Source organism: Mycobacterium sp. NGS34, from assembly GCF_059812845.1.
Window position 1 is genome coordinate 514,383 of record NZ_JCALDM010000003.1, and the last position, 15,049, is coordinate 529,431.

Annotated in this window: 9 protein-coding genes and 1 other RNA gene; 3 read left to right on the forward strand and 7 right to left on the reverse strand. The window is 64.1% G+C overall.

The genetic code is table 11. The features are described 5' to 3' along the window. Positions 1 to 94 precede the first annotated feature (94 nt). The 3 genes from AC5Y7V_RS11390 (at position 95) to AC5Y7V_RS11400 (ending at position 8,295) form a co-directional block, all read left to right on the forward strand. Positions 95 to 5,260, forward strand: a complete 5,166-nt coding sequence (locus AC5Y7V_RS11390) for a cadherin-like domain-containing protein (protein ID WP_499880115.1) — start codon at positions 95 to 97, stop codon at positions 5,258 to 5,260. Next, on the forward strand, positions 5,257 to 6,861 hold the full coding sequence (locus AC5Y7V_RS11395) for a hypothetical protein (protein WP_499880116.1): 1,605 nt from the start codon (positions 5,257 to 5,259) through the stop codon (positions 6,859 to 6,861). The genes AC5Y7V_RS11390 and AC5Y7V_RS11395 overlap by 4 nt, the downstream gene beginning before the upstream one ends. Before the next feature lie 240 nt (positions 6,862 to 7,101). Next, on the forward strand, positions 7,102 to 8,295 hold the full coding sequence (locus AC5Y7V_RS11400) for a peptidoglycan-binding domain-containing protein (protein ID WP_499880117.1): 1,194 nt from the start codon (positions 7,102 to 7,104) through the stop codon (positions 8,293 to 8,295). 1,293 nt (positions 8,296 to 9,588) lie between these two features. Here the strand turns inward: AC5Y7V_RS11400 and AC5Y7V_RS11405 are convergent. The 7 genes from AC5Y7V_RS11405 to ftsE form a co-directional block, all read right to left on the reverse strand. Beyond that, positions 9,589 to 10,080 carry a hypothetical protein gene (locus AC5Y7V_RS11405; RefSeq protein WP_499880118.1) on the reverse strand — a complete coding sequence of 164 codons (492 nt, stop codon included), beginning with the start codon at positions 10,078 to 10,080 and terminating at the stop codon, positions 9,589 to 9,591. A gap of 665 nt (positions 10,081 to 10,745) precedes the next feature. Then, positions 10,746 to 11,113: a transfer-messenger RNA gene (ssrA, locus tag AC5Y7V_RS11410) on the reverse strand. Between the two features lie 103 nt (positions 11,114 to 11,216). Beyond that, positions 11,217 to 12,062, reverse strand: coding sequence for a maleylpyruvate isomerase family mycothiol-dependent enzyme (locus AC5Y7V_RS11415; protein ID WP_499880119.1), 846 nt, complete (start codon positions 12,060 to 12,062; stop codon positions 11,217 to 11,219). Between the two features lie 33 nt (positions 12,063 to 12,095). Then, positions 12,096 to 12,941: an EamA family transporter gene (locus tag AC5Y7V_RS11420; RefSeq protein WP_499880195.1), complete on the reverse strand. Its 846-nt coding sequence runs from the start codon at positions 12,939 to 12,941 to the stop codon at positions 12,096 to 12,098. After that, a complete protein-coding gene (gene smpB, locus AC5Y7V_RS11425; protein ID WP_499880120.1) occupies positions 12,938 to 13,447 on the reverse strand; it encodes an SsrA-binding protein SmpB in 510 nt (169 codons plus the stop codon). Before smpB ends, AC5Y7V_RS11420 begins: the two co-directional genes overlap by 4 nt. 2 nt (positions 13,448 to 13,449) lie before the next feature. Beyond that, entirely contained in the window at positions 13,450 to 14,343 is an 894-nt protein-coding gene (gene ftsX, locus AC5Y7V_RS11430) for a permease-like cell division protein FtsX (RefSeq protein WP_499880121.1), read from the reverse strand. Then, on the reverse strand, positions 14,344 to 15,033 hold the full coding sequence (ftsE, locus tag AC5Y7V_RS11435; RefSeq protein ID WP_499880196.1) for a cell division ATP-binding protein FtsE: 690 nt from the start codon (positions 15,031 to 15,033) through the stop codon (positions 14,344 to 14,346). Between the last annotated feature and the right edge of the window lie 16 nt (positions 15,034 to 15,049).

Here is a 15,049-nt window from a genome sequence, read left to right on the forward strand (position 1 = left end):
CATCAATCGCGACCTCAAGGCGGTCGCGTTCCGTGCGCCAGCGAAGACAGGCAACGTTGTCAACACAATCGCCGTCGGCCATGGGCCGACTGGGTTGGCGATCAAAGGTGACGACCTCTACGTCACCAACAACCTCGACAACACCGTGATGGTGATCAACACCAAGACGGACACTCTCAGCGGCGCACCAATCGTCGTCGGCAACTCTCCGGGCGGTATAGCGGTTGCCGGTAACCGTAGTTACGTCACCAACTTCAACGACGGAACCGTGACGGTGATCAATACAAAGACCAATACCGTTGAGGGCGAACCGATTACCGTCGGCGGCCAACCCGCCGCGGTGGTGGTCCACGGTGAACGCGCGTACGTCACCAACCACATGAACGGTGCCGTGACGGTGATCAACACCAAGAAGAAGAGCGTCATCGCCACCATCACCGTGGGAAGCCGTCCCCTCAATGCCGTATTCAGCGCGGACCGCCTTTATGTCACCAACTACGGCAGCAACACGGTCTCGGTGATCGACACGAAGAAGAACACCGTCATCGCCACCATCGCCGTCGGCAATAGTCCGCACGGAGTGGCGGTGCTGAGCGGGCACCGCCTCTATGTCGGCAACGCCGACAGCAACACGGTGACGGTGATCGACACCACCACCAATAAAGTCACCGCCACCATCGCGGTCGGCAATCATCCGATCGGGGTGGTCGGCAGTGGCCAGCGACTCTACGTCACCAATTTCTTCGACGGCACCGTGACGGTCATCAACACCAGCAAGAACACTGTGATGAGCACGATCACCGTCGGCAACAACCCGATCGCGATGGCGGTCCGCGCCAAGCACCTTTACGTCGCCAACTACGGCGCGAACACCGTATCGGTGATCGATACCCAAGGGGCCCCACCTCCCCCCAACACCCCGCCGGTAGTAGCGGATCCGGCCTACACCATCGGGCTCGTGCATGCCGACGGCGGCGCGGTGGATGGCACGTTGCATGTCACCGACCCCGACGGCGACACCCTGAGCTATGCCAGCCCGATCACCACCGACAAGGGCGGCAATGCGGTCATCAACCCGGACGCCTCATTCGCCTACACGCCCACCCTCGCGGCTCGCCACGCTGCGTCCGCCGAGGACGCCACCCCCGCGGACCAACAAGACTCCTTCGTCGTGACCGTCAGCGACGGCCACGGCGGCACCGCCACGGTCGCGGTCAGCGTTCCCATCACCCCGGCCAACACCGCACCCACCGCCACCGCCACCGTCGGTGACCCCAACCCCGACACCGGCATCGTCGCCGGCACCATCGCCGCCACCGACCCCGACGGCGACCCACTCACCTACACCCTCACAGCTACACCGGCAAGCGGTCAGGCAACGGTGAACTGCGCCACCGGCGCCTACACCTACACCCCCACCCAAGCTGCTCGCCTACACGCTGGCCTGACCCCCGAAACCGACACCGACAGCTTCACCATCGCCGCCGACGACGCCCACGGCGGCACCACCCCCGTGCACATCAACGTGCCTGTCTCACCGGCGCACGCCAACGTCACTGCCACGATCCCGGTCGCCAGCGGGCCCTACGGGGTGGCGGTCAGCCCCAACGGAAGCCACGCCTACATCGCCAACGTCAACACCTGCACCGTCTCGGTGATCGATACCGCCACCAACACCGTCACCGCCACCATCCCCGTCGGTGCCGGCACGATCCCGACCCGGCTGGCGGTCAGCCGCGACGGCATCCGCGTCTACGCCACCAACTACAACACCAGCACCGTCTCGGTGATCGACACCGCCACCAACAGCGTGATCGGCAACCCGATCCCCGTCGGTACCAACCCGATCGCGTTGGCAATCAGCCGCGACGGCACCCGCGCCTACATCACCAACGCCAACGGCAACACCGTGTCAGTGATCGACACCAACTCGCAAAGTCCGACCTATAACACGGTGATCGGCAACCCCATCGCGGTCGGCAACTTCCCGGATGGAGCGGCGATCAGCCCCGATGGCACCCGCGCCTACGTCACCAACGGCTACAGCAACACCGTGTCGGTGATCGACACCACCACCAACACCGTCACCGCCTCCATCCCCGTCGGCACCGCTCCCATCGGGGTGGCGCTCAGCCCCGACGGCACTCGCGCCTACGTCGCCAACGCCCTCGGCAACACCGTGTCGGTGATCGACACCACCACGCACACCGTGATCGGCGACCCCATCGCGGTCGGCACCGCTCCCGTCGGGGTCGCGGTCAGCCCCGACGGCAGCCTCGCCTACGTCACCAGCAACACCGGCACCGTGACCGTCCTTGACACGACCATCAACACCGTGATCGACGGCCCCATCCCGGTCGGCAGCACCCCAATCGATGTCGCGGTCAGCCCCGACGGCATCCACGCTTACGTCACCAACCAAAACGCCAACACCGTTTCTGTCATCTCGTTCGTCACCAGGCAGAACCACGCGCCGGTGGCCGCCGACCCCGCGTACACGATCACGACCGTGGATCCGGGCACCGGCAGCGTCGAGGGCGCACTGCATGTCACCGACCCCGACGGCGACACACTCAGCTACGCGAGCCCGATCGCCACCGACAAGGGCGGCAATGCGGTCATCAACACCCACGGTTCGTTCGCTTACACGCCGATCGGCATCGCCCGCCACGCCGCCTCCGCCGACGACGCCACCGTCGACGAGAAGCAGGACTCCTTCACCGCCGTGGTCAGCGACGGCCGCGGCGGCATGGTTAGTGTGCCGGTCAGCGTTCCCATCAGCCCCACCAACGTCGCGCCCGCTGGCTCGGCGAGCATCGGTGCCCCTGATCTCGTCACTGGCGTCGTAGCCGGCTCGGTCGCCGTCACCGATGCGGACGGCGACATGCTGACCTACACCGTCAGCGCTGCGCCGTCGCAGGGCGCCGTCACCGTCGACCCGGACGGCTCATTCACCTACGTCCCCACCGACGCCGCCCGCCTGCATGCCGGCCAAACGCCCGAAACCGAAACGGATCGCTTCACCGTGACCATCGCCGACGGCCACGGCGGCTCCGCCCCCGTGTTGGTCAGCGTGCCCGTCTCGCCGGCGCAGGCCACCGTCACCGGCACCATTCCCGTCGGCAGCAGCCCTTACGGGGTGGCCTTCAGTCCCGACGGCCATCGCGCCTACGTCGCCGCCCAGGCCACCGGCACGGTGTCGGTGATCGACACCGCCACCAACACCGCCACCGCCACCGTTCCCGTCGGCGGCGTTCCGACGTTCGTGGCGGTCAGCCCTGACGGCAGCCACGCCTATGTCACCAACGCCGGCGGCAACTCCGTGTCAGTTATCGACACCAATCCCGACAGCCCCACCTACAACACTGTGACTGCCGCCGTCGGCGTTGGCACCGGTCCGCAGGGGGTGGCGGTCACCCCGGACGGCACCCGCGCCTACGTCAACAACTTCAACTGGCATGGCCCCGGTTCGGTGACGGTGATCGACACCACCACCAACACCGTCGCCACCACCATTCCCGTCGGCTCCAGCCCGTGGGGGATTGCGATCAGCCCCAACGGCACCCGCGCCTACGTCGTCAACACCTTCGGCAGCTCAGTTTCGGTGATCGACACCGACACCGCCAGCCCCACCTACAACACCGTCACCGCCACCGTCAGCGTCGACTACTACTCGCACGGCGTGGCGATCAGCCCCGACGGCACCCGGGTGTATGTCGCTAGCTCCAACAGCAACACGGTGTCGGTGATCGACACCGCCAGCAACACTGTCATCGCCACCGTTGGCGCCGGCAACTTCCCCAGCCAGGTGGCATTCAGCCCGGACGGCACCCTAGTCTACGTCGCCATCGAGAGCAGCAACGCGGTGGCGGTCATCGACAGCGACCCCACCAGTGCCGCCTACAACACCGTCATCACCACCGTGCCCGTGGGCATCTCGCCGTGGGGGGTGGCGGTCAGCCCCGACGGCGCCGTCTACGTCAGCAACGTCGGCACCGGCGACAACTCAGTGTCGGTCATCTCCCTCGCCGCGCCCGGTATGAACCATGCCCCGGTCGCGGGCACGCCCACGATCGATAGCGCCAACCCGGCGACTGGCGTGGTGACCGGCACGCTCGGCTTCACCGACCCCGACGGTGATCTCCTCACCTACACGGTCACGGCTGCACCCGTTAGCGGGACGCTCACCATCGACACCAACGGCACGTACATCTACACCCCCACCCAAGCTGGCCGTCTGCGTGCCGGCCTGACTCCGGAAACTGACACCGACGGTTTCACGGTCGCCGCGAACGATGGCCACGGCGGCATCACCCACGTCACTGTCACCGACATCCCGATCGCACCAACACAGGCCACCGTTACCACCACCATCCCGGTCGGTGACTACTCCGGGCCATCTCGTGTGGCGTTTAGCCCCGACGGAACTCGCGCCTACGTCGCCGACTACGCCGCAGGCTCAGTGTCGGTGATCGACACGGCCACCAACACCGTGATCGGCAATCGGATCCCGGTCGGCAGCCAACCGCAGGGAGTGGCGGTCAGCCCTGGCGGCGGACTGGTCTACGTTGCCAACCTTGGCGTGGGGGCAAATTCGGTGTCGGTGATCGACACCAGCGCCCAGACCGTGACCGCAACCATCGCGGTTGGGAGAACCCCTTGGGGGGTGGCGTTTAGCCCTGACGGGAGTTGTGCCTATGTCACCAACCACGAGTCCGACTCCGTGTCGGTGATCGACACCTCCAGCAACAGCCTTAGCACCATCCCGGTCGGTGGTGGCCCACGCGAAGTTGCCGTGAACCGCGACGGCAGTCGTGTCTATGTCGCCAACGCCGCCGGCTCGGCGTCAGTAATTGACACCGCTACGAACACCGTCATCGCGACTGTCCACCTGGTCCCGAACGTGTACGGGGTGGCGGTCAGCCCTGACGGCGCCCACGCTTATGCAACCAACAACGAGCTCGACACGGTATCAGTCATCGACACCAGCACCAACACCGTCACCGCCACCATCACCATCGACGGCGCGGGGGTTGTAGCGGTCAGCCCCGACGGAAGCCTCGCCTACGTCACCGGCGGTGACTTCAACGCCGCCACGGTATCGGTGATCGACACGACCACCAACACCGTCATTGGTAATGCCGTCCCTATCGGCCAATCTGCGAGCGGGCTGGCGGTCAGCCCCAACGGCAGCGTCGTGTATGTCGCCAACTGGGCCGGCAACGCCGTGTCGGTGATCTCACAGGAGGTACACCAATGAAATCCGATGATTACGCAAAAGCCATCATTGCCGAAGGTCAACGGCGAGGGATCACACCGAAGGGGATCCAAATCGCCTTGGCCACAGCGCTTGTCGAATCAAACTTGAAGATGTATGCGAACGAGGCTGATCCGCCAAGCATGAAGTTTCCACACGACGCTGTCGGCTGTGATCATCAATCTGTGGGGCTGTTTCAACAACAACCTTGGTGGGGCACAGTTGAATGCCGCATGGACGCCGCGTGTTCGGCGGGGCAGTTTTACGACGGCGTGGGTGGCTCAATCAAAGGATTGAGAGCCTTTAATTACAATTCGGATGCTCAAAGTCCCGGTTCCTACGCGCAGCTTGTGCAACGCTCCGCAGTTCCTGATGCGTACGACAAAAGATGGAATGATGCTGTCGCACTTTATAATCGATTGGTCACGCCCGTGGACCCAAATGCTTGGCCGCTGCCGCCTGGCGTTTACTGGGGACCGCAGCAGGGCCCGGACAATGCCTGGTCAAACCTGGATGGGTCTGAGCCCCAGTCTTCTCACGACGGGCTCACGCGCTGGCAGACTGCGTTAGGCATTCCGGCCAGTGGAAAATTCGATGACACAACCAGGGCCGCGGCGATCGTCTGTCAGCAGTCCCACGGTTGGCATGTGACGGGCAATGTCTATCAAGGAGAGTGGGACGCAGTCATTAATCAGGGATGGCGACTTCCTGACGGGGTTGCGCTGCCGAAGACTGGCCTCCTACGCGCCAACATCGACTTCTGCAAGCAAGGTTTTAATGCCCGAATCGGTGACCGCTATAACTACGGGGGTTACTTCGACCCTGTGAACGTCAAGCAGGGCACCGACTGTTCGGGGTTGGTCGACTGGGCACTCAAGGCGGTGTTGTGGGGGCCGACCAATATGATCTGGCAGCGTACGGTCACCACTGAGAGTTGGCCGCCTGGAAGCCCACCCGGCACAGTGGGGCCTTTCAACACTATTTGCATTGGTGGGCAGCCGCCGCAGTGGCCGGCCAACGCGGTCGTAAAGGTGTCGATCCTGCACGGCGGTGGCGGGATGAACAGCCACATAGTTTGCGAAGTCGACGGCGTCCTAATGGAATCGGGCGGCAACGGTGACATCGTTGAGCCTCCTACAGCGGCTACTCCGATTGATGATTCGAGTTGGACAGATTTCTGGTATCTACCCGGCCCGATCATCGAGAACGCACTGCCAGGTCCGGTCGTGATTCCCCAGGCGCCCCCGGACTACCTACGGCTCGTCTACGAGCAGCTGGCTGGACCGGTGGGTTCGGATGGATACGGGCACGGCTGGCCAAAGCTCGGCTCCGACGCCAGCGGCGCCGACCTGACCCTTGTGGACTTCCTAGCCAAATACAAGCCCGCACTGGACGCACTGCTCACCCAAGCCGCGGCGCCTCCCAAAAAGTCGGTGCCCCGTAGACCAAAACCGACCGCAAAAGACGCGGCACCCGTCAAGACAATTCCGCCCGCAAAAACCGCGGCGCCCGTCAAGACGATCGCACCCGCAGCGGATGGCGCAAACCGTACCCCGTCAGCGAGAAAAGTGGTTGCCGGGAAACGAAATTCGAGGAATGCGTGAGAGATGCCCGATGATCCAAGACACGTTGCGCCCGATGGTGAAGCGAATGGGCCTATGAGGTTGGACAACAGCACGGTGGCAGCCCAGAACGGGTCACGCCTCTGACCCCATGATCGCCACAGTCTGCATATCGAGGCCCCCAGGTTGTAACTATGCCGAATTGAAGGATGGAGCCAAACCAACGACCTCAGTACCTGCGGCGTGGTAGGACGTCGCGGGTCGGACAGAAAGTGAATCCTGATGCCTTTGCCCTACCGACTCGGATCGAATGGACCAGAGATCATCCACTGGCAGAGCTGGTTTCAGCGGTGGTACCCCTCCTATGCGCCGTCGGCCGATGGCGCCTACGGCAACGACGAAGTGGTCGCGGTCAAAGAGATGCAGCGCCGCCTGGGGCTACCGCAGACTGGTGAGTTCGATGTGGTGACCGCGGCCCGGGCCGGCTATACCGCTCCCCTCGGCACACCGCCACCGGCCCTCAGAGCAGAAGGCCCGCGTCATTTAGCAGTAGTGCATCGCGGCACCGGCGGCATCATCGGCGAGGACCCGGTCAGTCGAGTCTGCCAGGCCGTATCTGATCTGGTCGAAGAGCAGAATCCAACGTGGGCGGCAACAATGGGCGGGATCCCGGTCGGCACCGCCGGCAACCCCGCAGACCCATCGATGAACGCGGCGGTGGCCGAAGCACTCGCCGCTGCCCAGAACATGATTACGAGCGCCCTGGAGGCCAACCCCAAGCGGAAAATTATCCTCGGCGGCTATTCCGCCGGCGCCGAGGTCACCGCACGGCTACGCAAGTGGATGACCGAGACTCACGCCGACAACTACTTGTGCAGCTTTTCAATGGGCGATCCGACACGCCCCCCGGGGGGATGTTTCTACCCCTACGACGGATGGGATCCCGGCGGCCAGGGCATCGCCTCGTGGCAGTACGGCGACATACGCGATGCGCGGCACTGCTGGCTAACCAACATCAGTGCACCCGGCGACATGTACGCCCGGGTGCCACGGGGCAAGACTGGCGAAATCATGCAGGACGCCTACGACATGGTGACCAACTTCAGCTTCCGCGACCCCGTCTACGCCGCACAGGCGATCGTGAAAGCCATTCCTGAGATCGCCGAGGATTCCGGCATCGAAGTGCCCGACGCCCTAAAGGCGGTCGCCGGCGGGGTTGGCGGCATCGCGCAGTACATGATCCCGCTGCTGCTGGCCGGGTTGACCGGGCTAATCGGTTTCGGCAACCCCGACACCTTGACCGGCACCGCCGCCGCGGCCGCGGCGGCACGAATCGGCTTGACATTCCTGGCCGCCGGCACCGGTCCGCACATCCGCTACCCAATTGATGAGGTGTGGCCGGGCCAGACGTATCTTGGGCTCGCAATTCAGCACGTACGCGACTGGGCGACGCGGGTTGCGCCCGTCGCTGCCTAAACACAAGCTGCCCCCGAACGAGTGGTGATCGGCGCCCGACAATCCACCACTAGCCCGTCGCTCCCACAGCGAGGCGGATGCCGGACCGAAATGGCTTTCGGCGCAATGCCATTGAAGCATCCGTGCTGCCACATACGACTTGCTTGCCCGTTGGCTACAGCGGAGCCTCGATGAGTCCCGGGCCGTAATAACCGCTGCCATCCCATACTCAGCGATGCTGCGCACGGACCTTTCGGTTTTCGGGGCGTCATGCTGCCGGTTATGCGATGCGCCGTCGGGCTATATCGAGGCTGCATCGATTGCGGCAGACAGCCGTTATACCTCTGCGGTCTGACTATCATCCATTGATTGTCACCGGGCAACACACGGATGGAGCGGGTGACGGCTGCGACCCGGAAGGGATGACCGTTGTTGGTGATGTCGGTGTGACCCTACTTATCCTCTGACGTCCAGTTCAGAGTTGCGGTCCATTCGCAGGTGCGAGTAGTCGTAATCGCTGTCAGATAGCAGACTTCTGGTGCCCCATCGCTGACCGTGGGGGGCAAGTTACCCGGAAGGCGGTCCTCCTGGCCGGCGGCAACGGCCGATTCCGCGGGGACAGGAGCAACGGCAACGGGTGTCGTGTCCAGGTTTGCCTGGAAGCCATACCTTGGGTAGGTCCGCACCGTGCCCAGGTGCTCGCCCACGTACTCTGTTGCGGGTCTGTGTGGGAGACCACGTTCACCGAGATGCTGTCGACGATAACCATGTGTTTGTTGCGCCCCTGCACATCCACTTTGACGTTGTTGCCAATTGCCGGGATGCCTCCATCAGCGGCCGCCCACGCGTCCGTGCTATCCCCGGGAAGGACAATGGGCAACTGCTGGGGATCCTTCTTGAAAACCCATCCTTCCCACCAAGCCGACAGTTGGCTTTGGGCGACAGAACAGTTGGGGTGGCAGACAAGTACTCCTCCGGACTGATTTTGAACCAGCGTGCCCACCTCGGCCGTCGACGCAGCGGGTCCCCTCTAAGCTGTTCAGCACTTGGGCTACGGCCGGGTACTGGACTGGGGCAGCGATTCCAGTACCAGAGCCTTGAGACGCTCATACGTCGACGCCACCCGTTAGGTCTTGTGGCCTCCCTGGCCGGACCCATTAAAACGCTAGCTTAGCCGGCTTAAACGGATTTGGCGGTGATGCAAGCCAGCCGACCGGCTCGTAGGCCACCAGCGTCCGCGCCCAACGGCATGTGGGGTACTCCGACAGAAAGCAGCTGCGGTTGCTGCGCGAACGGTCGAAGCCGCAGTGGCGGCTATGTGCAGCCTTCGATCCGCTTGGTGCGGAGCGTATGATCTGTGGTCTGCTCAGGGATTTCTTTATAGCCTGACCCGAGCTGTTGGTTGGCTTCATCCCTATGCCATCCGCCGTTCGGATCTTTGAAATATAATGTGCGCGCCGGGAAATTTGGCTGCAGCTCGTACATTTCGCACGGTGCAATTGTATAGATCCGAGTAACTCGGTTATCAGTTCCCTGCACCCAGACACCGAAAATTGGGCTGCCGCTTGCGTTGTAGACCCAGTTGTTTGCCCGGTTCGTATCCGGATCAGCCATGCTGCTTGGGCCTTCGCTGAGGAATACCTTGGACGCGTACGTCTGCATGTCCTGGCGGTCCAACCGAGCTTGACCGGCTTTCGCAACCCGGTAAGAGTTGATCGACACGGCAAGAGCGGCTCCGGCAAGAACAACAGACAAAACCGCGACCGCACCCTGAACAGACCCGCCAGTTATCCCGCTCCGCGACACAGCTAATCTCCTTGGGTGCCAGTGTTCAAGGTCGGGTAGGTTTGCGACCCGTCAGGCGTCAAGATGTCGTACGACACCCCGCGGCGCATGCTGGCCTTTAATCGGTACCACCAATCAACACGTGATACAAGCTCGGACATTTGTCCGACTGAGGTCCAAAAGTGGGTTGCCGCGCTGAAGCTTTCGGCATCTTCCGTGGCCCACGCCCATACCGTGCTGGCGGGAATCCTGGACGATGCTGTGGCCGACCGCCGTCTCGCCACGAACCCCGCGAGGGGCGTCAAGCCCCCCATAAGACCACCACGGCGCGCAAATACCTGACCGCCGCTCAGGTATCCAGTTCGGCCGACGAGTCCAAGCACCCCGACATCGTGGTGCTGCTCGCGACGACCCGGCCTGGGTGGGGCGAGATGGCCGCGCTTCGGGAGCTAAGGCACGCTGCCGCCTCGCTGATGATCGCTTCGGGGGCCAACGTCAAGACGGTGCAGGCCCCAGTTGGGCCACAAGACGCCGACGATGACACTCGATCAATACGGCCACTTGTTCCCTGATGACCTTGGCGACGTGGCCGACAAGATGGACGACCTGGTATCAGGGTGTGCCCAAAATGTGCTCAGAAAGGAACCAGGCCAGGGCGGAAATGCTCCCTGACCTGCTTATTCCCTTTGTGGAGCTGCCGGGAATCGAACCCGGGTCCTACGGCATTCCCTCAAGGCTTCTCCGTGCGCAGTTCGCTATGCCTCTACTCGGATCTCCCGGTCACGCGAACCAGCCAGGATGACGATCCCAGTCGCTGTGTATGTCCCGATGAGTCCCGCGACCGGACTCACCGGTGGATCCCTCTAGCTGACGCCAGGCTCCGGGTCGAGGGCGTTCCCGGTCTGACGGACTAGCTGTCGCTTAGGCAGCGAGAGCGTAGTCGCGCTGATGTGAATCGGCGCTTATATGGTTGCAACGACGCTTACGGTGGTCTCTTGCCTGCACCGGCACGCTTCCCTTGATTCGATGCGCGAAGTCGAAGCCGTTCAGCCCCTTGTCTATCTTTTCGAGCATCCCCGCCGACTTTCGGCAGGACTATCAATGGTACGCCGCTCTCAACGAGCGGCAACGGAATTATGTTCCCGGCCAGGCGGCGGTCAGATCACGAAATTCAGATTCTCGACGACCCGGTTGGCCACGTCTTGATCGCCGCCGACCTCGACGTCCTGGGCGCGCGCGGGGCACATGGGCCGCCCGCCCGACAGCCTGGTGAACTGCAGCCCGTCCAGCCGGATCGTCGCCGTCGGTTCCTGGCCGCCGAAGTCGTCGACCAGCTGCGCCCGACCGTCCACGCCGACGCGGATGTCGCGGGCCACCGGGCCGGTCAGCTCGAACAGGATGCGGGAGCCGTCGGGCGCCTTGCCACGCTTGCCCACCACGTAACCGATGGTGGCCGCGATCTCGTCAAGCGACAGTTCGGCCGCCATCGTGTCGAGCTCGGATTCGGACGACGGCCGCGCCAACGCCTCCCGGATGTCCTGCTCGTGCATCCAGCAGTCGAACGCGCGCACCCGCATGAACCGGCCGTAGCTTTCCGGGCCCACCGGCGTCACCGTCACCGCGTTCCACTCCTCGTCCGACATGCTGGTCAGCGCCTTGCGTCGGTCGGCGGTGATGTCCCTGAACCGCGCCAGCACTTCGGCGCCGGACTGCCCGCTGAGGTGGCGCACCCAGCACTCGTTCATCGCGCCGATGTCGTTGCGGACGTGCTCGAGCGCCGAGACGTCGATGTCGGGCTGCGGGGCGGCGATGCCGGCCAGGAACGACTCGGTGCCGATGATGTGCGAGACCACGGCCTTGACGTCCCACCCGGGCAGCGGCGTCGGCGCCAGCCAATCGCCCTCGGGCAGCCCGGCGAGCAGCGCGTCGATGGAGTCCCACACGGCGAAGAGCCCGGAGAGGACGTCGGATTTATCCAGCAGCGTGACGGGGCGGTCGGCCATGGTCGGATAGTAAGCCGATCGCGCGCCGATCCGTTAGCTTGCGGCGATCATCGCCACGGAACCCATGGCCATCACCATGCCGACACCCTGGCAACGGCTCACCCGCTCCCGCAGCACCACCATCGCCAGCACGACCGTCGCCGCCGGATACAGCGAGATCAGGATGCTGGCCAGGGAGAGCAGCCAGGTGTGCAGCGCCAGCAGCATGGTCACGTTGGCGCAGATGTCCAGCACGGCCACGCCCAGGGCCAGCTTGAGCGGCTTGCCTCGCGGCATCTTGAGGTTCTTGCTCATCGCGGACATGGCGAACACCACGGCGGTGGCGGACAGCCGGGCGAACACCAGCGGCCACAGTTTGGTCTCGTGCGGTGCCTGATGAAGGAACACCAGGTTCAGCCCCATCGCCGAGCCCGCCACGACCGTGAGCCAGGCGACCTTCGGCGTGAATCGATAGGGCGTGGTGCCCTCGACGGTGGCCTCGCGGCTGACCAGCATCACCGCGACCAGGGCCAGCACGACGCCCAACGAGGCCGCCTGGCCAGGCCGCTCCCCCAGCGCCACACCGACCGCCACCGGCACCGCCGCGTTGAGCACGGCCGCCAAGGGCGAGACCACCGATATCGGCCCGGCGCCCAGCGCGGCGAAGAACGCCCACATGCCGAACGCCATCCCGATGCCGTACAGGCCGCCCCAAATGACCGCGCCGGACTGAATGGGCCCGCCCACCACGACGGCCAGCAGACCCAGCAACACCGCCTCGATCGGGTAGGCCACGAGCATCACCCGCAGCGCCGCTACCCGTCGGGCGGCCACACCGCCCACGAAATCGCTGACGCCGTACGTAACGGCAGACAGCTGGGCGTAAGCCGCCCCGATCAGCTCATGCCCTTGGCTCGCCGGCCCAGTTCGCGACTTACCTCGCGCTGGGCATCGCGGCGGGCCACGTCCTGACGCTTGTCGTAGGCTCGCTTGCCGCGCGCAAGCGCGAGCTCGACCTTGACCTTTCCTTCGGTGAAATACAGAGACAACGGCACGAGGGCGAGGTTACCATCACGTATCTTGCCGACCAGTCTGTCGATTTGTTGCCTATGTAACAACAACTTTCGATTGCGACGTGGCTCATGATTGGTCCAGCTACCGTGCTCGTACTCCGGAATGTGCAAGTTACGCAACCACACTTCGCCGTCGTCGACGGTTGCGAAGGCGTCGGCCAGAGACGCGTGGCCCTCGCGCAGGCTCTTCACTTCGGTGCCCTGCAAAGCCACGCCCGCCTCGAAAAGCTCGAGGATCGAATAATTGTGCCGCGCTTTGCGATTGGTGGCCACGATCTGTTTGCTGCCGCGCTTGCCGCCCGCCGCCTTGGCCCGGCTGGAGTCGTTGGCCACAGCTACCGCCGTACGTACAGGCGCAACGTCACGTAGGCGGTCAACGCGGCCATCGACACGCCGAGCAGGAACAGCCATGGCGAGATGTAGATGATGTCGGCGTAGTCGACCCGGGCGATCAGGTTGGCTTGGTAGAACTGGTTCAGCGCGTTGTCCAAAAACGTTGCCCGCACCAGGATTAACCCGGCGACCGCGATGGCGACACCGACCGCCGCGGCGACCATCGCCTCGACCAGGAACGGCAATTGGGTGTACCAGCGGCTGGCACCGACCAGGCGCATGATCCCGATCTCCGTGCGGCGCGTATACGCCGCCACCTGGACCATGTTGGCGATCAACAGGATCGCGCCGACGGCCTGCACCAGGGCGACGGCGAACGCGGCCTTGCTCAGGCCGTCGAGCACCGCGAACAGCCGGTCGATCAGGTCCTTCTGGTTGAGCACGGAGAGCACCCCGGGCTGACCCTGCATAGCGGAGTCAAAGTCCTTGTGCTGTTCGGGATTGTCCAACTTGACGATGAACGAGGCTGGGAAGGAATCCTTTCCGGCAACGTCCTTGTACTGCGGGAACTTCCGGATGGCGTCGTCGTAGGCGTCCTGGCGGTTGAGGAACCGCACGGATTTGACGTCCTGTCGGGCTTCGATCTTTTCGCGCAACGCCTTGCACGGGTTGGTGCCGCAGGACGGGTCGTTGGCGGAGACGTCCTCGGTGAGGAAGACCTGCGTCTCGACCCGGTCGAGGTAGATGGCCCGCGAGTGGTCGGCCAACAGGACCACCAGCAGTCCACCGCCGAACAGGCCGATCGAAATCGCGGTGGTCAGGATCATCGCGGTCGTCATGGTGACGTTGCGACGAAGGCCGGTCAGGACCTCGTTGAGCAGGAAGCCGAAGCGCACTTAGCGATCCATCCCGTAGATGCCGCGCTGCTCGTCGCGAACGAGCCGGCCCAGCGACAGCTCGACGACCCGCTGCCGCATGGAGTCGACGATGTGGTGGTCGTGCGTGGCCATCAGCACCGTGGTGCCCGTGCGGTTGATCCGCTCCAACAAATCCATGATGTCCTTACTGGTGTCCGGGTCGAGGTTGCCGGTCGGCTCGTCGGCCAGCAGCACCAGCGGGCGGTTGACGAACGCGCGGGCGATGGCGACCCGTTGCTGCTCGCCGCCCGATAACTCGCCGGGCAGCCGGCTGGCCTTGCCGGACAGGCCGACCGTTTCGAGCACCTCGGGCACGGTCCGGTTGATCGCCTCCCGTCGCTTGCCGATGACCTCCAGCGCGAAAGCGACGTTTTCGTACACGGTCTTTTGCTGCAGCAGCCGGAAGTCCTGAAACACGCAGCCGATGACCTGACGCAGCTTCGGGACGTGGCGCCCCGCGAGCTTGTTGACGTGAAACTTCGAGACCCTAATGTCGCCGGTGTTCGGGCTCTCCTCGGCCAGCAGCAGCCGCATGAACGTCGACTTGCCGGAGCCCGAAGGGCCGATCAGGAAGACGAATTCACCCTTGTCGATTTTGACGTTGATGTCGTCCAGCGCCGGCCGGGCCGACGCTTTGTACTTCTTGCTGACGTTGTCAAGGGTGATCATCACGGCACGCCAGTGT

Bases quoted from the DNA above. Each gene is read 5' to 3' on its own strand.
- AC5Y7V_RS11395 (WP_499880116.1), top strand. From the start codon at position 5,257: ATGAAATCCGATGATTACGCAAAAGCCATCATTGCCGAAGGTCAACGG.
- AC5Y7V_RS11400 (WP_499880117.1), top strand. From the start codon at position 7,102: ATGCCTTTGCCCTACCGACTCGGATCGAATGGACCAGAGATCATCCAC.
- AC5Y7V_RS11415 (WP_499880119.1), bottom strand. From the start codon at position 12,062: ATGGCCGACCGCCCCGTCACGCTGCTGGATAAATCCGACGTCCTCTCC.
- ftsE (WP_499880196.1), bottom strand. From the start codon at position 15,033: ATGATCACCCTTGACAACGTCAGCAAGAAGTACAAAGCGTCGGCCCGG.